This window comes from Haloarcula sp. CGMCC 1.6347 (assembly GCF_037078395.1).
GTDB lineage: Archaea > Halobacteriota > Halobacteria > Halobacteriales > Haloarculaceae > Haloarcula > Haloarcula amylolytica.
In genome coordinates this window covers 1,176,913-1,195,736 of the sequence record NZ_JAYMGX010000001.1, presented here as the reverse complement: position 1 = coordinate 1,195,736, position 18,824 = coordinate 1,176,913, and the positions used below count along the sequence as shown (strand labels likewise).

20 protein-coding genes, 1 tRNA gene and 1 pseudogene are annotated in these 18,824 nt (G+C 63.3%); 10 read left to right on the top strand and 12 right to left on the bottom strand.

Going from position 1 to position 18,824, the window contains the following annotated elements:
* Positions 1-24 precede the first annotated feature (24 nt).
* Positions 25-315 (bottom strand): PadR family transcriptional regulator, encoded by a 291-nt coding sequence (locus VI340_RS06320; protein WP_336330496.1) that lies wholly within the window; start codon positions 313-315, stop codon positions 25-27.
* Positions 316-402: 87 nt separating this feature from the next.
* Here VI340_RS06320 and VI340_RS06315 point away from each other — a divergent pair, with 87 nt between their 5' ends.
* The 4 genes from VI340_RS06315 (at position 403) to VI340_RS06300 (ending at position 4,870) form a co-directional block, all read left to right on the top strand.
* Positions 403-690: a DUF7111 family protein gene (locus tag VI340_RS06315; protein WP_008309333.1), complete on the top strand. Its 288-nt coding sequence runs from the start codon at positions 403-405 to the stop codon at positions 688-690.
* Between the two features lie 284 nt (positions 691-974).
* Positions 975-3,641: an alkaline phosphatase PhoX gene (locus VI340_RS06310; RefSeq protein ID WP_336358027.1), complete on the top strand. Its 2,667-nt coding sequence runs from the start codon at positions 975-977 to the stop codon at positions 3,639-3,641.
* 45 nt (positions 3,642-3,686) lie between these two features.
* Positions 3,687-4,427 carry a cell surface protein gene (locus VI340_RS06305; protein ID WP_336358026.1) on the top strand — a complete coding sequence of 247 codons (741 nt, stop codon included), beginning with the start codon at positions 3,687-3,689 and terminating at the stop codon, positions 4,425-4,427.
* Positions 4,428-4,447: 20 nt separating this feature from the next.
* The gene (locus VI340_RS06300) at positions 4,448-4,870 is read left to right on the top strand and encodes a hypothetical protein (protein ID WP_336358025.1); all 423 of its coding nucleotides are present in this window, start codon (positions 4,448-4,450) and stop codon (positions 4,868-4,870) included.
* A gap of 12 nt (positions 4,871-4,882) precedes the next feature.
* Here the strand turns inward: VI340_RS06300 and VI340_RS06295 are convergent, their stop codons facing one another.
* Both VI340_RS06295 and VI340_RS06290 read right to left on the bottom strand, forming a co-directional pair.
* Complete coding sequence (locus tag VI340_RS06295; protein ID WP_336358024.1) at positions 4,883-7,147, bottom strand: amino acid permease; 2,265 nt, start codon at positions 7,145-7,147, stop codon at positions 4,883-4,885.
* A complete protein-coding gene (locus tag VI340_RS06290; RefSeq protein WP_008309338.1) occupies positions 7,144-7,584 on the bottom strand; it encodes a universal stress protein in 441 nt (146 codons plus the stop codon). Before VI340_RS06290 ends, VI340_RS06295 begins: the two co-directional genes overlap by 4 nt.
* Positions 7,585-7,856: 272 nt before the next feature.
* Between VI340_RS06290 and VI340_RS06285 the strand changes: the two genes are divergently transcribed.
* Both VI340_RS06285 and VI340_RS06280 read left to right on the top strand, forming a co-directional pair.
* A complete protein-coding gene (locus VI340_RS06285) occupies positions 7,857-9,392 on the top strand; it encodes a TrkH family potassium uptake protein (protein ID WP_336358023.1) in 1,536 nt (511 codons plus the stop codon).
* 73 nt (positions 9,393-9,465) lie between these two features.
* Positions 9,466-9,825, top strand: coding sequence for a hypothetical protein (locus VI340_RS06280; protein ID WP_014040258.1), 360 nt, complete (start codon positions 9,466-9,468; stop codon positions 9,823-9,825).
* A 16-nt stretch (positions 9,826-9,841) separates the two neighbouring features.
* On the opposite strand, the gene VI340_RS06275 is transcribed toward VI340_RS06280, so the two are convergent.
* Positions 9,842-11,536: a potassium transporter TrkG gene (locus VI340_RS06275; protein ID WP_336358022.1), complete on the bottom strand. Its 1,695-nt coding sequence runs from the start codon at positions 11,534-11,536 to the stop codon at positions 9,842-9,844.
* 1 nt (position 11,537) lies between these two features.
* Positions 11,538-12,221 (bottom strand): potassium channel family protein, encoded by a 684-nt coding sequence (locus VI340_RS06270; RefSeq protein ID WP_336358021.1) that lies wholly within the window; start codon positions 12,219-12,221, stop codon positions 11,538-11,540.
* Between the two features lie 133 nt (positions 12,222-12,354).
* Here VI340_RS06270 and VI340_RS06265 point away from each other — a divergent pair, with 133 nt between their 5' ends.
* Positions 12,355-12,489 (top strand): hypothetical protein, encoded by a 135-nt coding sequence (locus VI340_RS06265; protein ID WP_336358020.1) that lies wholly within the window; start codon positions 12,355-12,357, stop codon positions 12,487-12,489.
* A gap of 51 nt (positions 12,490-12,540) precedes the next feature.
* Here the strand turns inward: VI340_RS06265 and VI340_RS06260 are convergent, their stop codons facing one another.
* Both VI340_RS06260 and VI340_RS06255 read right to left on the bottom strand, forming a co-directional pair.
* Positions 12,541-13,815 (bottom strand): RNA-guided endonuclease InsQ/TnpB family protein, encoded by a 1,275-nt coding sequence (locus tag VI340_RS06260; RefSeq protein WP_014040476.1) that lies wholly within the window; start codon positions 13,813-13,815, stop codon positions 12,541-12,543.
* The gene (locus tag VI340_RS06255) at positions 13,812-13,955 is read right to left on the bottom strand and encodes a hypothetical protein (RefSeq protein ID WP_023843275.1); all 144 of its coding nucleotides are present in this window, start codon (positions 13,953-13,955) and stop codon (positions 13,812-13,814) included. Before VI340_RS06255 ends, VI340_RS06260 begins: the two co-directional genes overlap by 4 nt.
* Positions 13,956-14,050: 95 nt before the next feature.
* Between VI340_RS06255 and tnpA the strand changes: the two are divergent.
* Positions 14,051-14,503: pseudogene (gene tnpA, locus VI340_RS06250) on the top strand (IS200/IS605 family transposase).
* 148 nt (positions 14,504-14,651) lie between these two features.
* Here the strand turns inward: tnpA and VI340_RS06245 are convergent.
* Positions 14,652-15,089 carry a hypothetical protein gene (locus VI340_RS06245; RefSeq protein ID WP_336358019.1) on the bottom strand — a complete coding sequence of 146 codons (438 nt, stop codon included), beginning with the start codon at positions 15,087-15,089 and terminating at the stop codon, positions 14,652-14,654.
* 139 nt (positions 15,090-15,228) lie between these two features.
* Here VI340_RS06245 and VI340_RS06240 point away from each other — a divergent pair, with 139 nt between their 5' ends.
* Positions 15,229-16,107 carry a shikimate kinase gene (locus VI340_RS06240; RefSeq protein ID WP_014040253.1) on the top strand — a complete coding sequence of 293 codons (879 nt, stop codon included), beginning with the start codon at positions 15,229-15,231 and terminating at the stop codon, positions 16,105-16,107.
* Positions 16,104-16,397 carry a chorismate mutase gene (locus VI340_RS06235; protein WP_008309354.1) on the top strand — a complete coding sequence of 98 codons (294 nt, stop codon included), beginning with the start codon at positions 16,104-16,106 and terminating at the stop codon, positions 16,395-16,397. Before VI340_RS06240 ends, VI340_RS06235 begins: the two co-directional genes overlap by 4 nt.
* Before the next feature lie 5 nt (positions 16,398-16,402).
* Here VI340_RS06235 and VI340_RS06230 read toward each other — a convergent pair whose 3' ends face one another.
* From VI340_RS06230 to VI340_RS06215, 4 genes are all read right to left on the bottom strand, one after another.
* Positions 16,403-17,083 (bottom strand): carbonic anhydrase, encoded by a 681-nt coding sequence (locus VI340_RS06230; protein ID WP_044951817.1) that lies wholly within the window; start codon positions 17,081-17,083, stop codon positions 16,403-16,405.
* A gap of 306 nt (positions 17,084-17,389) precedes the next feature.
* Positions 17,390-17,570 (bottom strand) — tRNA-Trp (locus tag VI340_RS06225).
* A 54-nt stretch (positions 17,571-17,624) separates the two neighbouring features.
* Positions 17,625-17,852 carry a DUF5795 family protein gene (locus tag VI340_RS06220; RefSeq protein ID WP_008309357.1) on the bottom strand — a complete coding sequence of 76 codons (228 nt, stop codon included), beginning with the start codon at positions 17,850-17,852 and terminating at the stop codon, positions 17,625-17,627.
* 41 nt (positions 17,853-17,893) lie between these two features.
* Entirely contained in the window at positions 17,894-18,781 is an 888-nt protein-coding gene (locus VI340_RS06215; protein ID WP_008309359.1) for a DUF5794 domain-containing protein, read from the bottom strand.
* Positions 18,782-18,824 lie beyond the last annotated feature (43 nt).

The window sequence follows — 18,824 nt, the reverse complement described above, 5'->3', positions numbered from 1 at the left end:
CGGCTGGGCAGACAATCAGCGGCGTCAGCCGTCCTCGTCGAGCGCTTCCCGAATCCACTCGAACTGGTCTCGAAGCCGCCGCTCACCGGCCTCGGTCAGCGAGTACTTGTCGGCGATGCCGTCCTCGCGGTGGGCGACGAACCCCGCCGACTCCAGCGCGTCGAGCGCGCCGTAGAAGCTCTTCGGTTCGATTCGCGTGTCGTAGCGGCGTTCGAGCCGCGTCTTCAGCCGCTGGCCGGAGAGTTCCCCGTCCTCGGCGGCGGCCAGCAGGACGCACATATCGCGCCGGCGGCCGCTCTGGAGCCACTTCGCCATAGGTGTCCGGTCACGGCCGCCCGGTTTCGCGTTTGCGGTTCCGAGCGGACCGCCAAGTTCGCATACCCCCGGTTCCTAGAGCCGCCGATGACCGATTCCGAACTCCCCGTCGAGGCGTCAGCCGACGGTATCACGGCCACCTACCGAGAGACCGACGAGGAACGGCTGCTGACATTCGAGAGCGACAGCGGGAGCGCCGCGGTCGCACAGAACATCGAGGGGTACGCGATGCTGAAGGTCCGACCGACCGCGGACGGCGACGAACTGGAGCGATACTACGGCTTCGATATGGCGCTCGACCACGCGGCGGAACTGCTCGGTGTGTCTCCGAACGCCCTTCCGGTCCCAGAGCCGGCTGCCGACATGGGGATGTAGCCACCCGGCTCGCACCCCACAGCGACTACTTGTTTGACTCGCGGGCGGGAGTGGGACGACACTGTGCCGGCTACTCGAAGCGGACTGGTACGTAGGTGAGGATGAACCAGTGCGTGAGCGACTGCAATCAGAGCGAGTCAGTACGCATTCGGAAAAAATAGCACTATATCTGATATATCTGATATGTTAGCAGTACGTATCGAACCGAGGTAATGGGACCGCTCTAAATACATCATACGAATATTATAAACTTGCTTTAATTATCACTCCTACCCCCCACTCGCATGGTCGATTTCACTCGACGGCAGGTGCTTTCACAGTCGGTGGCTGCTGCGCTTGGGGCCAGCGTCATCGGCGTGGCAAGTGGGGAAGAGGTCGAAGAGACAGACACACCGGGCGCTCCGAGCGTCGCCGGGAGTCTCAAACGCTTCTCGACGACGGCGTTCGGCGCGGAAGTGACCGGCCCGTTCGTCTTCGAGGACGGGTCACTGCTGTACAGTCTCCAGCACCCGGAGGGAGAGAACCCCGACCCGTTCGGACGGGCCGCAGTGGGCTATTTCAGCGGCTTCCAGTTCGAGTTCGATGGGAGTAACGACGATTTCCCGGAGGTGGGGGTTCCGGACACCGAGGAGAAACAGCGTCAGGTCCGGTCCGCGGCGGGCGACTACGAAATCCTCGTGCAGGGACGCGAACCCATCAACGGCGGGGCGGAACGGCTCGGCGTGGTCCAGACGCCCGACGGGACGGATATCACCCAGGAGAACTTCGCCGGTACCCAGTACGGTGGCGCGGCGACGAACCCCGACTGTAACCAGTTCGTCCCGACCAACGACGAGGGGACCGAGGGCTACCTGTTCACGAACTGGGAGAACAGCCCCGGATGCGTCTCGCGGGTCCCGCTTAGCCAGGACGAGAACGGCGAGTGGAGCGCGGACACCGGGAACGCGATGAACCTGACCAACACCCAATCCCTCCGTGAACACGGCGGGACGCGGATCAACTGCTACGGCGACCTCAGCCCGTGGGAGACGATGATTTCCGCCGAGGAGAACTACGCACATCCCCGCGTCAGTCTGACGGCGACGGTGAGCGACATCGTCGAGGCGGGGTCGGGCGAGGGACTCATCGGTGGGTGTCAGTTCTGGAACCGTCCGAACCCGAGCGAGATATCGGGCGCTATCGAGTCCTATGCCGAGAGCGGCGACCTCGACGAGAACTTCTATGCACAGGGCTCCTGGGCGCTGACCGGCGTCGAGTTCCTCGCGTACTACCTCGGTGCGGAGCGCGACGACCAGGGGGACGGCGAGAACCTCGCAACGACGCTGCTCGACGACGTGTATCCGAACCCGTACCGGTACGGGTACTTCGTCGACTTCCGGGAACCGACCGCTGACGAACCCGAAGCGGTCAAGTACTACGTGATGGGGCGGGCCTCGTGGGAGGCACCCGACATCGAAGGCGACCAGCGGACCCTCTACGGTTGCTCGGACGGCGACAGCAAGGGCATCTACAAGTTCGTCGCCGACGAGCCGATTCCGGAGTACGACGACCCGATGGACGTCGCCGGGACGCTGTACGCACCGAAGATCACGAACGACGCGGCCAACGCCGCCGAAGCCGGGGAGCGGAACTCCCCCGCACAGACCCCGCTGGAAATCGAGTGGCTCGAACTCGGTCACGCCACGAACAGCGAGGTCGAGTCCTGGGTCGCCGAGTACGACGACGTGACCCAGGCCGACTACCTCAGCGCACACGCCGACTGGGCGGACGGCGACGAGGTGACCGAGGCGGTCATCAAGCAGGCCGACCTGTCCGTCATCGAGAACGGGAACCGGAACTACATCACGAACGAGGAAATCGTCGAGTGGGCCGAGCAGTACGAGGCCAACGGTCCCGACGGCGTCGACGAGGACCTCCGACGCGTCCCGTTCCTGGAGACCCGCGCGGCCGCAAAAGAAATCGGCGCATCTATCGAGTTCAACAAGGCCGAGGGCGTCGACAGCGTCGACGACTCCCAGCCCGGGGACTTCGTCTACTTCGGCATCTCGGAGTTCAACGACGCACTCGCGGACGACACCGGCGACATCCAGATGGACCGCGTCGACGGCGGCGTCGTCTACCGCGGGGTACTGGAGTCGGACTACAACGTCTCGACGCTCGAACCGGTCATCACCGGCCCCGACTTCACCGACTCGCCGGAGGACGCAAACGACGCGCTCCGGAACATCGACAACGTCTACACGATGCGCGACGGCCGCGTCATCTGCTGTGAGGACGGCTTCGGCGGCCCCGCGCGCTCGTACCCGAACGACGGCCTCTATGTCTACCAGCCCAACGTCGTCGTCAGCGCCAACTCCGCCGCGGTCGGCAGCGGGTCGACGGGTAGCGTCCCGCTGACCGCCTCGTCGCTCCCCGCTGGCTTCTCCGGCGCTCGGCTCACCGTCAGCGTCTCGAACCCCGAAATCGCGTCTATCACCGGCGTCTCATTCCCCGACGCGCTCGGACTCACCGAGAGTTCCATCAGCGACGACGGCTCGTCGGCGACAATCCGGGTTGCCGATGTCGACACGAACGTCCAGTCCGGCGCGATGGACGTGCCACTCGCAACGCTCGACGTCCGCGCCAACGGCGGTGGCACGACCGACCTGACCGTCTCCATCAAGCAGATGGACGACGAGAACGGCAACGCCATCGAGGCAGAGGTCCGAAACGGCATCGTCGTTGGCGGTCCGAAGACGGTCGTCGGCGACGCCGCGCCGACCGACCCCGACGGCGACGGCCACTTCGAGGACCTCAACGGCAACGGCCGTCTCGACTACGAGGACGTGCAGGTGCTGTTCTCGAACATGGACTCCGACAGCGTCCAGCTGAACACCGGCGCGTACGACTTCAACGAGAACGGCAAGATCGACTTCGCGGACGTGACGGCGCTCTACGAAGAGGTCAACTGACGACAGCGACCGAGTCCTCCTCCCATCTTTCGATACAGCAACACAATGACCGACGACACCACCTGTTCGATACGCGGTCGCGTCCGAACCGCCAGCCGCCCCCTGGCGCTCGTCGCGCTCGTCCTCCTCGCGGGGACGGTCCCCGCGCTCGCCACAGGGCAGAGCACGCCGACAATCAGCATCGAGGCCGGCTCCGTCGCCGCCGGCGAGACAACGACCGTTCCAGTGGTCCTGACGAGCGCGCCGGACGGCCTTGCCGGCTACCAGCTCGAACTCGCCGTCGACGACCCCGCAGTCGCCCGGTTCGGGAACGCGAGCTATCCCGACCGATTCGCGCTCACGACCGACCCCGTCGTTAGTTCAGACGGCGGGACGATCACGCTCGAAGCGGCTGACCTCGACGGCCAGATCGAACCCGGAGCCAGCGACGTGGTGCTCGCGACAGTCTCGCTTACCGGCGTCGACGGCGGTGAGACGCAGGTGACCGTCGCATCGAACCAGGTCGACGCCGACGGCGGCGGCGCAGTCGAGCCAGCGACCGAGCCGGCGGCGCTCGCAGTGTCACCGGGCGCGACGACGGAGACAGTGGCCGCCGTGACCGAAGTATCGTCACCCGCCAGCGAGCGCACAGCCGAGTCAGCGGGCACCGCGAGCGCCGCAGAGGACGGCTCCGCGGGCGGCGACCAGTCGACGACCGGCGCGAACGGTCCACTCCCAATAGCGCTGGCTATCGCCGCACTCGCCGCGGTGGCGGCGCTGGCAGCCAGACGCACTCAGCAACAGTAACTCCACAGCAATACCCACCTATGCCACAACCAGACACCACCGCTGCACCGACGGACAGTTCGATTTACCGCGAGTACATCCTCGACGTGCGCGTCGTCGAGCGAGCGACAGGCGACGGCGACACGCGCTACCGGTTCGAGGCCCCGGACCACGAGGGAATCGAGTTCGAAGACCCCGAGATGGCGACGCTGTACGCCGACGTGTACTTCGACGTGAACGGATTCCAGGAGGCCGGGACCGGCGACCGCGGCGTGCCGCCGACGGTCATACAGGCTGGCCGTGATACGCTCGTGGCGTACTTCCTCACACAGGACGGTGTCGACGTCCACTGGGCCGCGTCGTTCTACGGCGAGAAACCGGAGAAAATCGAACGGTACGTCTCACGCGTCCGCAAGCGAGCAAAGAAGATCCGCGAGGGGGCGAAAGAGCAGGGCCACGCCTGACACGCCGTGTGGCTACTCCCGACCGAACAGCCGCTCTCGGAGGGAACGCGACGACGGGCGCTCGGTCAGCAGGACCGGCGTATCGAGCGTCTCGATGACGTCGAACACCAGCGAGCCGCGAACGATGCGTGATAGCAGGCCTCGTTCCGTCGCGCCGACGACGACGAGGCTGTAGTCGCGGCCGATCCGTTCGATGGTCCTCTCGATGTCACCGGTTTCAATGCGTATCTCGGCGTCGGCCAAGTCGTGTTCCGCCGCCCACTCGCGCAGGAACGTGCGACCGCTCTCTTCTGCACCGGGGTCGACGACGTGGAGCAGGTCGACGGCTACGTCGACAGTTTCCTGGAGCGCTTTGGCGACCTCCGCGGAAAGGTCCGACGAGAGACCGCCAGCGGTCGGAACCAGGACGTCACTGAGGTCGAGGTCCTGCCCGTCCAGCACGAGGAAGTCACACGGCAAGTCGTGGGCCAGTTCGTCCAGCGTGCCTTCGGCGCGACCGCTGGCGAACTGGGTGCCGCCGTAGCCCATCACGACGGTGTCGGCGTCGTTCGTCCGAGCCGCGTCGAACACCTCCTCGATGCCGCGGTGTGAGAGGATCGTCTTCGTCTCTATCGGCACGTCGAAGGCCTCCGCGTCGGCCTTCGCGGCGTCCAGCAGGCTCTCCGAGGTAGCGTCTATCTGACCTCTGTCCGCGGCAGCGGTTTCGAGCGCGGTCTGGTCTGGGACTGTCACGATGTGGGTTGCGAGCACCCGTCCGCCTTCGTGTTTCGCCAGCGCGCCTGCGAGGGTGATGAGCGCGCTCTCGGTGCGGGGATTCGCCAGTGCCACCATAATCGTCGGTCCCTCGGTTCCGTTCGGTGCGACTGCGTCGGCGGCGTTTACCACCTGATCCGGAAGCTGTTCCTCGCGATTGCCGATGTAGTCGGAGAGTACGCCCTGCTGTGTGGTTTTGCCGCGCGCGTAGACGAAGTACCATGCGATCGCGACGAGGACGAATCCGGCCGACAGCGCAATCTCGATGCGGTCCATGAACGCGACGAGGCCAAGCGAGAGTACCGCACCGAGTATCGGCGTGATGGGGTACAGCGGCACCGTGAAGTCCGGGTCGTACTCCGGCACGTCGGCCTCGCGGAAGACGATGAGTCCCACGTTCATCAGGGCGTAGACGATGAGGTGGAGGACGCTGGCCGCCTTCGCCAGCACCTCGATGTCGCGACCGAGGAACACGATGAATACGATGATGAGTCCGCCGGTGACCAGAATCGAGCGGTAGGGCGTGGCGTAGTTGGGATGGATCTCGTTGAGCCAGTTCGTGACGATCTTGTCCCGGCCCATCGCGAAGTTGATCCGGGCCGAGGCGAGAATCGACGCGTTCGCGGAGGAAGCCGTCGCCAGCAGTGCGCCGACGGTCATTATGGCTGCCGCACCGGCGGCAACGCCGCCGATCGGGCCGATGGATGTCGGGAACGCGATCTGTGCGGCCTGTGCGACCGGCGCGTCCTGACTGAGGTCCGGCCACGGAACGACCCCGAGCATCATCGACACGAGGATTGCGTAGATGACGGTCACGATACCCACACTCCCGATGATGGCAATCGGGAGGTTCCGTCCCGGGTTCTTGAGTTCCTCGGCGACAGTGGCGATTTTCGCGTACCCCAGGAAAGAGACGAACACGAGTGCCGTCGCCGGGAGAATCGCGCCGGTACCGAACGGCGCCAGGCCGTCCGATCCCGCCAGCGTCGCGTAGTCGAAGGCGAAAAAGCCTGCAACGGCAAAGACGGTGAGAATAGAGAGCAGGATAAAGACGATGACCGTCTGGACGCCGCCGGTCTCCTTGGCTCCGATGTAGTTGACGGCGACGAATATCGCCCCGGCGATGAGCGCCCCTATCTGAATCGGGTTGAGAAAGGCGACTTCGGGGAGCGGGACGAAGACGGCAAGATACTGGCCGAACCCGATGCAGTAGAACGCAGAGGCGAATGCCAGTCCCATCCAGTCGCCCATCCCGGCTATCGAGCCAAACAGCGGTCCGAGTGACTTGTTGATGTAGTAGTACCCGCCGCCCGCCTTCGGCATCGCCGTGCCGAGTTCCGAGACCGATAGCGCGTTCACCATCGCAATCAGCCCACCGACGACGAACGAAACGACGACGATGGGACCGGCCGCGTTCGCGGCCACGCCGGGCAGGACGAAGATACCGGCACCGATCATCGTCCCGATGCCGATGGTCATCGCCGACACCAGCCCGAGGTCTTTCGCCAGTTCTTCGTCGCTCATTCCTTCGAGTCCGCCTGTGGAAGTGCAATTACTGGGACCTCCGCGTTTGTCACGAGCTTCAGCGAGAGATCACCGGAGAGGAACTGCATGAGGCGACCACCACCGCGGGATCGGTACGCGATAGCGCTCGCTCCGACTTCCTCGGCGGCATCGAAGATAGCCTCGACGACATCCCGAGCGTACGCGGTGCGGTCGTCGGCGTCAGGGAACACCGTCCTGACGGCCGCGTACGACTCTGCCGCCAGCTCTTCCGACTGCTCGACTGGCGTCTTGTCCGGAACACCCTCGCCTTTCTCGACGACGTGTAACGCCGTCACCTGCTCCGGCTCGTACGGTTCGAGCGCAGTCGCCGTCGCAAGCGCGTCGTCCTCGTTGCCAACCGGTAGCAAGACATGTGCAAGAATGTCCGTGGTTGTCTCGTTGGTGCTACTGTTCATACACAGACGGAGTAGATAGGTCGGTAAGAATGTGTCTACTTATATCGTATATTCGAACCTTATTTAAATATAGATGTTCGAATTCGGAAAACCAATCGTCGTCAACGGAACACTCGGACCGGTACCTGTCTGTATATAGCGAGTTCCGTTGCGGAAGGGAAAACCCTACAGCAGCGCTGTTCCCGAGTATCTCCGTCGGAAGCAGCGCTGTTGGAACGTGGGGCTTTTTCATATCGGGAGTGTGAGCGTCAGTTAATGGTCGGTGATCAGTGATGTCGGTTCGCGTCGACTGGCGACAGAGTGTCGCCCTGACCGGCACTGTAATCAAGTATCTCGCCGTCGCAATGCTGGTCCCGCTCGGGATCAGTTTTCTGTACGGAGAAGATACCGTCGTCTTTCTGATTTCTATCGCGATCGCCATCACGCTCGGCATAGCGCTGGAGCAAGCCAGCGACAGTCACGAACTCGGGCCACGCGAGGCGCTGCTGTTCGTCGGCCTCTCCTGGGGTGCTGTCGCGGTTATCGGCGCGATTCCCTACGTTATCGCCGGCTGGGGGACCGAATCAGCGCTCGGTGAGCCCGTGAACGCGCTGTTCGAGTCGATGTCCGGTTTCACCACAACTGGGGCGACTGTCACCAACGAAATATCGTTTGCCCGCCACTCCCACGCGCTGTTGATGTGGCGACAGCTCACCCAGTGGCTCGGCGGGATGGGTATCATCGTTCTGATGGTCGCCATTCTTCCGGAAGCGGCCGTCAACGGGGCGCAGTTGATCGAATCCGAAGCGCCCGGCCCCGAACTCCAGAAGCTGACGCCGAAGATAGCCGAAACCGCACGGCTCCTCTGGCTGTTCTATCTGGGCTTTACCGTTCTGTATATCCTCATTCTGCTCGGCCTCCATTACACGGGCTACGCACCGAACATGGATGCGTATAATGCCGTCGCACACGGATTCACGACGCTGCCCACCGGCGGGTTCTCCCCCCAGGCCGAGAGCATCGCCTACTTCTCACCGGCCGTCCAGTGGGTCGTCATCCCGTTCATGCTCATCGCCGGGATGAACTTCGCGCTGTTTTACCTCCTGTTACAGGACGAGTACGCCGCCTTCCTCCAGGACCGCGAACTCCAGGCGTACCTCGGTGCGAACGCCGGCGTGGCCGTCATCCTCTGGGGACTGCTCTTTACCGGGTCCGCGCCGCCGCTCGAACTCGGCGGTGTGACACAGGGTGCGCTGGAGAACTCGCTCCGGCAAGCCACGTTCCAGATCGCCTCGTTGCTGAACTCGACCGGGTACGCGACCAGTAACTTCGCCGAATGGGGTAACACCGCAAAGGGAATCCTCCTGTTCGCGATGTTCATCGGTGGCTCCGCGGGGTCGACCGGTGGCGGTGTCAAGATCGTCCGATGGCTGGTCGTGCTCAAGAGCATCCGACGCCAACTGTTCACGACAGCTCATCCCAGCGCCGTCAAACCAGTTCGGCTCGGCGGGCAGGTCATCGACGAGGACGTCATCAACGCGATATACGGGTTCACGCTGTTGTACCTGCTCACGTTCGGTGTCGCGACAGTGTTTCTCCTCCTCGATGCAGGCCGTGTCGGGCTCGACCTGACTGTCTTCGAAGCCATCAGCGCAAGCCTGGCGACCATCGGGAACATCGGTCCCGGGTTCGGGTTTCTGGGGCCGTTCGGGACCTACGAACGCTTCCCGGAGACCAGCAAACTGCTGATGATATTCCTGATGTGGATCGGTCGACTGGAGATCATTCCGGTGTTCGTGATATTTACCGGGGCGTTCTGGAACGAGTGAGTGCGGGAGACTCGTTCCGTCGGCAGTTCTAGCTGGCAGTTCAGTTATGTACCTACCCGACGGAGACTACGGTATGACCAGTCCTGCAGACGAACCGACGCCACCTGAGGGGGTTCCGGACCGGGTGGCGACGGACCTACCGGAGTTGACGCCTGAAGAACTCCGCAACACGATCATCTACGCGCAGGAACTGCTGCAGTTCCACGACGAGACGGCGTCGCCGATAGAACCGGGTCCCAACGAAGACATCATCCGGGCAACCGAACGCGACGGCTACACTGAGGTGGTAAAGCTGGCTTCCTGTGCGCAGGGCTGTGACGACTGTCCCCACGGTCCGTATCTCTACCACGTCAAACAGGAATCCCGACCCGAGGGTGGAACGAAGGCACGCTGGATGTTCCTCGGCGAGGTCTATCCCGACGACGGAGAGTAAGGGGCCGCCCGCTCAACTACGGTTCCAGCCCGTACAGTCCGGCGCGGATGAACACGAGAATCGGGATGATCTCCAGTCGGCCGACCCACATGTTCAGCACGAACATCCCCTCTGCGAGCGGGGGCATCGACGGGCCGGTGATGCCCGAGGAGAGGCCGACGTTCCCCTGTGCGCTGGCGACTTCGAACAGGGCATCGGCGTAGCCGAACTCCGGTCCCGCGACGTTGGTGAGGACGACGCTGCTGGTCACCAGAATGATGAGCCACAGTAGCGTGACGATGGCCGCTTCGCTGAACTCCCGTTCCATCGATTCGCGGTCGAGCGTCCGGTCGCCGATTCGGGCCGTAATCACTGCGTTCGTCGGGAGAAACACCCGCGAGAACTGCCAGATGATGCCGCGAGCGATGGTGTAGCCACGGATGATCTTGATGCCGCCGACGGTGGATCCGGCAGCGCCGCCGAGCACCATCGCGCCGACCACGAGCACCTTCCCGCCAGCGAGCCAGCGGCCGATCGGGGCCGACTGGAACCCGGTACAGCTGAGGGCGCTGACCCACTGGAACGTCGAGTCCCGGACCGCATCGAGCTGTGCGGCGTCGAGCATCGGCACCGAAAACGGCAGGAACGACTGGGTGGCAAACGCCTCGGTCGTCGCGGGCACGGACCATACGTTCTGTACCGAGAGCGCGACGACGCCGAGCGCGAGCAGGATGAACAGCCAGCGAGTCTGTAAGTCCGACACCAGTTCGCGAACTTGCCTGTCGTGCAAGACGACGTAGTGGACCGGGAACGCGACCGCACCGAGAATCATGATCGGCAACAGAACGGTTTCGACGAGCGGCGAGTTGTACGTCGCAATCGAGTTGTCCGTGACCGAGAACCCGCCAGTCGTCAGCCCGGTCATGGCGTGGTTGAGCGCCTGCCAGGCGACCTCCCACAGCGGCAGCGATTCGGCGTACTCGCTATCGCTGGCGAGGATGGCACCGAACAGGAGCGCGAACGAGAGCACCGTGTAGCCGACGACGAGTTTCCAGACCGTTCGGACGGTGGAGACGACGCTCGGGTGGATCTTCTCCTCGCGGGCCTCGCTCTGGTAGAGCGCGTAACTGCCGCTGCCGGGCCGCGAGAGGATGGAGACGGTCAGGACGATGACGCCGACGCCGCCGACGTACTGGATGAACGACCGCCACCACTGAACTGCGCGGGGGAGCGAGGGCTCGTGAATCGCCATCGTCAGGCCGCTCCCGGTCCATCCGCTCATGCTCTCGAAGAAAGCGTGGAGCGGGTTCCGGAAGTACGCCAGACTGGAGAGCGTCGTCGTCCCGCCGACCCTGATCGGCTCCCACGTACTCGTGTCCGTTCCGACTGGAACGAACGTATCCATGACGGCGGGGGGCGTGAACCACGCGGTCAACAGGAACGGCAGCGAGCCGAACGTGGCGACCATCAGCCACCCGCCGGCGGCGATTACCATGCCGTGTTTCATCTCTGGGGCCGGCGCGTCAGTGAAGCCACGGTTCGCGAGACCACCGACGGCGGCGGTCACCCCGGCCGCGGTGAAGAACCCGAGAGCGGCGTGAAACTCCCGAAAGCCGAGCGCAATGGCGGCCGTGATCGTCATCAGCCCGGCCTCCATCAGCAGGAGCGAGCCGATGTCCCTGGTGATGATTTTCAGGTCCGTCGGGAACAGCCCGCCGTTCCGTCGTGACATATCAGTTGTGGTCCTCGGCGTGACCGAAGATGTCGGTCACCTCGGGCGTCGCACCGTCTCCCGAGTAGACCGTGAGGAGGTCGTTTGCCTCGATTCGTGTATCGCCGCGGGGCGTTATCGGGTCGCCCTCCCCGTTGCGTTCAATGGCCACGATGAGCGTCTGGCCGCCGATGAGGCCCTCCGTGTTCGCCTCCTGCAACGTCTTACCCGCAATCGGTGCGCCGGGCGTGACAGTGATCTCGAACACTTCCGCCTGGTCGCCGATACGCATGAAATCGACGATAGACGGCCGCTTGACGGCCCGATAGAGGTACTCGGCGATGAGCCGCTGTGGGTTCTGCATCGTGTTGACGCCGATCTGGCGGAACACGTTCATGTGCTCTGGGTTGTGGACGACCGAGACAATGTCCGGCACTTCCAGTTCCTGTGCCAGCAGACAGACCATGATGTTCGTCGCGTCCTGATCGGTCGTCGATATGAGCGCATCGGCACGGTCCGCACCGGCGTCCTCTAGCGTGTCTTTCGACGTCGCATCGTCGTTGATAACGAGACAGTCGTACTGTCTCGACGCACGTTCCGCTCGCTCCTCGTCCCTTTCGATGGCAACGACCTCGTTGCCGCCTGCTGTCGCGATTTCAAGCAACGGCGACCCGATATCACCGGCGCCGACGATGACGATATACATTTTTGCCAGTGTACTGAACCGATGGTTGAAAGACTACCGTTATCAATCACAAGCAAGCCACTGCGGCGGTTCGGCCTGTCGGTGCCCGCCCCGCTCCCAAACCACTATACTGTCCCCGATTGAACTGCTGGGTATGTCAAACATCACCGAGCAGTTCGACCATCCGGCCTGGCTGACAGCCGCCGGGACACTCGCCGGCTACGGCCTCGTCCTCCTGTTCATGTTCCTGTTACTGTTCGTCGTTCCGTACTTCCTGTTCCCGGCCTGAGACGGGACGGTGTGAACCGCCTCGGGGTCAAGCCCCGAGGCTTCCCGTGGTTTAGTCGGACACTCCCATCCGACCATCGGCCTGATAGCCTCGGGCGGTCGGTTGGGTCACGGTCGGGGCGTCCACGGCCCCCGATGCCCGCCGTCGCACCTTCCGAACAACGGGAAGGCTGTTGAGAGCAGGCACATTCCAATCGAGTTTCTTCACGCCTTTCACGGCGATGTTGACGCTTGCACCACGGTCGCTGTGGTCTTGATGCCCACAGTCCCGACAATTGAACCGTTTCTTGTTACGGTTCGCACGTTCCGTGTGTCCGCACATCGGACACCGTTGGCTCGTGTACTCGGGGTTAATCCACGCAGTCGGAATACCCTCGAACGACGCCTTGTACGACGTATAGAACTGGAGGGCGCGGAACGGAAGGTGGTGCAAGCGTCGGTTCATCCGCGTGCCGTAGTCGATACTGTCGCGCATCTCTTTGAGGTCTTCAAAGACGATGCACGGCTTCTCGAACTGACGACTCCACTCCACGATGTGTCGAGACACCTTGTGGAGTCGGTCACGGACGAACCGTTCCTCACGCCCTTCCAGCGTGTCGTGGATGCTGTCTTTCCCCGCGTTCTGGACGCGCTTCCGCATCGTGAAGTAGCGGTGGCGCTCGAACTTGATTTCGGGGAAGTCAATAACCAACGAGTCCTCAATGCCATCCTCGGAGAGAGCGGTGAGAGCCACGTTGTCTTCGTTCACGTCCACACCGACGACCGTCCGCGAGTCCTGCTTGTCTCGAACGGTCTGTTCGGTGTTGGTGACGTTGACGTGCAACTCAGCGTTGTCGTTGTGGAACAGGGCTTCCGCCGTCCCAATCTTCCACTCATCGCTTTCGAGTGCGGTCTGGAGAATGTCGAGGTTGGCGTCACTCCCTTTGAGGACGCCCGTGACGTGCTTGTACGGCTTCGCGCTGATGCGGAACGCCACGTCGCCGTCGTCGGTGAGCGACAGGTTGTACCCCTCCTCGTAGTTCGTTCGGAGGGGGTACGCGCCGTCCTTGGTGTGACTGGGTTTGCCGAAGTCGTCGTACTCGTAGTAGTTCTCCATCGCGCCGAGTGCTTTGGCGACGACGCGCTGTGTCGTGTTTTTCACGAGGTTGGCGTCGTCGGCTACACGGTCGGGAATCGCGTCCCAGTCGACGCCTTGCTTGGCGAGACGGATGGTTTCGTTGTACACCGACCGCGCTTCGAGGGTGGCGTCGTACAGCAGGCTCTCGTTGTCACTCTGGATGTCGAGTTGGAAGTCCAGCGTCTTGACGAGAGCCTGTGAGTCGGTCATTCTTGCTCGTTGGGTTGGACGTGACGGTAGTGGAGGAGGAGCGTGCGGAGTACGCTGTCGAAACTCGTGTGGCCCTCCTCGTCCTTGAGTTCGTCAAGGTCGTCGTACACGGTGTCGGATACCTTGAGTTGTTTCGTCACGTCTACCCCTTATTCTTCCACAGTTAAAAGTTTACTTGTGGTGGTCTGTGAGTCACTTCAAAGAATACTTTCGATTGGTCGTTGTATTGGTATGTATGGGCGAGAAGCGGTCGAACCACACGGTGTACAACATTAACTACCACTTCGTGTGGTGTCCGAAGTACCGCCACACCATTCTCGAACCAATCGAGGATTCGCTGGAAGCGAGTTTCCGTGCCATGTGCGACGAGTACGGCTACGAGATACTGTCGTCGTCCGAAAATCGGAGATTTTCGTGATCACGAGAGACTGCGTCTCTCGAACGACTCCACATCTCACCCGACCACGTACACCTGTTCCTGTCAGCCCACCCGAAGCATGCGCCGAGCGAGATTGTGCGAACGGTCAAGAGCATCACGGCGCGGGAGATGTGGGAACAGCACGAGTCGTACTTGAAGGAGTATCTGTGGGGAGGTGGGTTCTGGGAGGAATCGTACTACGTGGGGACGGCGGGTGATGTTTCGACCGACACGATTGAGCAGTATATCGAGCGAACGGAACACGTTTAACGGGGCTTACGGCCTTCACCCTCGGGGTCAAGCCCCGAGGCACTCGGCCTGCTCCGCCAGTAGATTGGTTCCGGGTAGCCCCCGGCGTCGGAACAGACCGGGAGATCGCGCAAACAATCCGTATGCGTCGAAGCCGTCCCACCGGCCACTACTCGTACCTCGAATCGATGAGAAATCCGAGTGAGATGAGTCCACAGACCATCGACAGGAACCCGGTCATAGCGAGGCCAAACGGCGGGTCGTCGCCGGGATAGGTTACGAGTCCGCCGAAGGAGCCGATACTGATGCCCCACAGGCCGACCGTTAGCACGAGGTCCGCATACGTGTTCCAAGCGTCTTCGAGCGCGGGTTCGACGCGAGCGAGCCACCACCCGGTCGCGTCCTCCTGAGATGACGACCCGCGACCCAGAACCTGGCGAACTGCGGGCCGGCCGCCAGCGACGGCGAGTGCAGTAGTAGCGAGTACCGCAATTCCCGCCAGCACTGACACTGAGGCCGCCCGGACCTGCAACAACAGAAACAGGCTGACGTAGCCCAGAACCGCGATGCCTGCGGTGAGTCCCCGGAGTGCGTTCCCGATGCTCATTTCCCGTTGCTGGTTCCCTTCGAACTGATCGGTATAGTGTTGTCCGTCTTACTGCGACGCTACTGCTTCGTACTGCGGTCAACGTGCCGCTACAGGGGTATCGCAGTTAGTAAATAGGTCCGCGAGGGAGTACACGTCGATGGAAGGGAAGGCAGCAGCGCCCGCAGCAGGGACGGTCCTCAACGCGCTCGCGACCGGCCGCGGTGCGGCGTTTGCTATCGACGAGTACACGACAGCGACCGTCACGCTCTCGACTGAGACCGACGGTGTCACTGGCGAGGTGGATGGTGCTCCGGACGCCGACACGCGGCTCATCGAACGCTGTGTCGAGTACGTCATCGACGCCCACGGCGGCCCACAGAACGTGGGCGTCCCGGCGGTCTCCGGCGGGACTGTCCGCACGGAGAGCGAGGTTCCGATGGCGTCGGGGCTCAAAAGCTCCAGTGCGGCCGCAAACGCGACCGTCATGGCGACGCTCGACGCACTCGACGCGACTGAGCGGATGAGCCGCGAGGACATGGCCCGCCTCGGCGTCATGGCCGCCCGCGACGTGGGCGTCACCGTCACCGGGGCCTTCGACGACGCGTCGGCGTCGATGCTCGGCGGTGTCACCGTCACCGACAACGAGGACGACGCGCTCCTTGCCCGCGAGGAAATCGACTGGGACGTGCTCGTCTGGACGCCGCCGGAACAGTCGTTCAGTGCTGACGCGGATGTCGAGCGATGCCGCCAGATCGCACCGATGGCCCGCCTCGTCGAGGACCTCGCACTCGACGGCGACTATCAGCGGGCCATGACGGTCAACGGCCTCGCGTTCTCGGCCGCGCTGGACTTCGAGACGGACCCGGTACTCGACGCGCTCCAGCACGTCGAAGGCGTCTCGCTGTCGGGGACGGGGCCGTCGTTCACTGCCGTTGGCGAGCGGGCCGCACTCGAAGCCGTACAGGACGCCTGGGACGAGCGACCCGGAGCGACCTGGCTGACGACGACACAGACCAAGGGAACACACACAGTATGAGCACGAACCCGAACCCAGAGGACATGTCGCTGGACGAACTGCGCGACGAAATCCGGACTATCGACCAGGAGATCGTCGAGAAGATCGCACAGCGAACCTACGTGGCCGACACCATCGCACAGGTCAAAGACGAGAAGGGGCTGCCGACGACCGACGAGCAACAGGAGCAAGCCGTCATGGACCGCGCCGGCGACAACGCGGAGCAGTTCGACGTTGACGAGAACCTCGTGAAAGCGATTTTCCGACTCCTGATCGAACTGAACAAGGTCGAACAAAGAGAGAGTCGATAGCGGGACTAGTACTCCCAGAGGCGGGTAATCCGCGAGTCGATATCGGGATGGGCCGCTCGGAGTGCGTCGACATCGGTTTCACCGTCGACGTTGATGACGTGGACTGCGCCCCGTCGGCCGCCGTACACGTCCTGAAAGTCGTAGACGACGCCGAACACGTCCACAGCGTCGGGAACGTCGTCGCTGCTGCGGAGGAACTCGACTTGCCTGTCGACGTTGTACTCGACGAGTCGGTTGACAGCCGCCGCTCGCTCGATGTCTTCGGGAAGGTGTTCCAGCGCGGGCTCGAGATGCGGTTTGAGAACGCCGAGACAGTGCTCGATCCCGGCCGGCTCATCGAGGCCGTCCGTCAGGTCGTCGTAGGTCGCCGTCACCGCTCCACAGCCGGTGTGGCCGACGACGATGGCGGTTTCGGTCATCGTGTGCTCGATAGGGTACAACACGTCACCCGAGACCGCCTCGCCGGACGCGGTCCGCTGGATGACTCGGTTTCCGATATTGCTACAGGTGAAGAGATGCCCCGGCTCGCTGTTGCCCCACATATGGTCCTGGAGTACCCGCGAATCGGAGCAACAGACCGTGACAGCGTCGGGCGTTTGCGAGTTCTGGACCTGATCGAACCGGTCCCGGAACTCCGCCGCGTGGTCGGCGTTTCCGGCAAGTAAATCGCGTAATAACTGGCTCATGCGTGGGCAGATAGCCGCCATGAAGTAAACTCATTGGACTGGGGCAGTGTTGCCCTCCCAAACCTGACGCCGACTCGGAGCCGTGTTCGGAACGCTCTGGCTGCATCGAGAGTGTGAAAACCGGGACTGAAGGGCCTTAGACGCACGACTACGGCGAAAACAAACGAACAGACTGATCTGGAAGAGTAACAGTATGAGGTCGGAGGGATTAGTCACCCGGCTGCGAGACTCACTTCGTTCGTCTCGCGTGGCTCAAATCCACCTCTCAACAGTTCTGCCGCTCGCGTTGTAGCTCGCGGCAGGAAATGGGGTCGGAGGGATTTGAACCCCCGATCGGCTGATATCTCCGTCCTGCGCCTCGGAACTCCAGAGGGTCATCGTCGCGAACCGGTGATCAGCCGGCCGCTCAGTATATCAGCCCTCGAAGTGTCGTCCCAGGCGCGTGGCCTCTGGAGTCAGCCGCCTTCCCGGACTAGGCCACGACCCCGCACTCCGGCGTAAGCCGACTCGCATTAAAGGGATTTCGATTGGCAGACGGCGCTCAGTCGCGGTCGGTGTCGGACCAGTCGCACTCCTGGCACTTGTATCCAGTAACAAACTCCAGCGCAGAGGGCATATACCCCACTGAAATGACGTTCTCACCACATTCCGGGCAGTCGTCGGCGGCGTCTTCGATGGGTTCTGCGTCCATGACGTCCTCGCCTTCGATGAGTTCGGCCAGGCTCTCGGGGGTCTGCATCCGGCCCTGGACCACGCGATTGTCGCTCATACCGGACAGCCGGGCCTGATGGGCCTAAAAGTTCTCCCTCGTCACAGCCACGGGGCGCGTTCCTGGTCGGGTTCGTACTCGACCGCGGCCCCTTCGTCGGTCTGTTCGTCGGCGGCGACCCCCTGGGACGCGCCGCCGTCGGCGAAGGCGGCGGTGAGGTCCACAGCGTCGGGGCGGTATTCCGTGTGGCGCGTGCGGGCGTTCTCCGGGTCGAAGGAGAGCAGCGCCGTGACAGCGAGCACGGCCAGCGCGACTGGTGCGTCGGTCGGCATCACGCCGAGGACGGAGAGGGCGAGCACGCCGAGCGCGACAGCGCTGCCGAAGCGGAACCGGTCTATGTCGACGGCGTTGCGGAGCCACGGACTCGCCAGCGCGACGGCGAGAGCGAAGCCGATACCGACGCCGGTGGTGGCGGCCGCCCGGAGCAAGACGCCGGGTTCGATGGCGGTGACCAGCGTCGCGCCGGCGGGGTCCAGACTCGCCAGCAGGCCGAGCACGACGATGACGGCTGGACGCGGCAGGTACTCGCCGATCCGGGCGCTTGCGGTCTGTGCGGCGATGGCGAGGATGACGAGGCCGGCGAATCGTTCGAGGGTGCCCAGTTTGACAACCCCCGCAATCGTCGGTGCGAGCGCCGCTTCGATGAGGGCAATCGGCATCAACACGGCTCCGATGATGAGTACCGAGCGCGCCTGCTGGCGGGGACCGCCTTCGAGTTCGGCCAGCACGACAGCGACGGTAGCCGACCCACCGAAGACCAGCAAGCCTACTTCGAGGACGCCCATCCAGGTCGAAAGTGCTCCTGCGAGGACGAGCACCGGGAAGATGCCGTCGACGAGCGGGAGGCCCATGACGGTCGCTAAGAGCCGGCCGCCACGGCCGACCTGCTGCTCGATGTCGAGCGCAATCGGGTGTCTGGAGATACTCATGTCGCGTTACGGTCGAGCGTAACCCAACTCTCGTCGGGAGGTT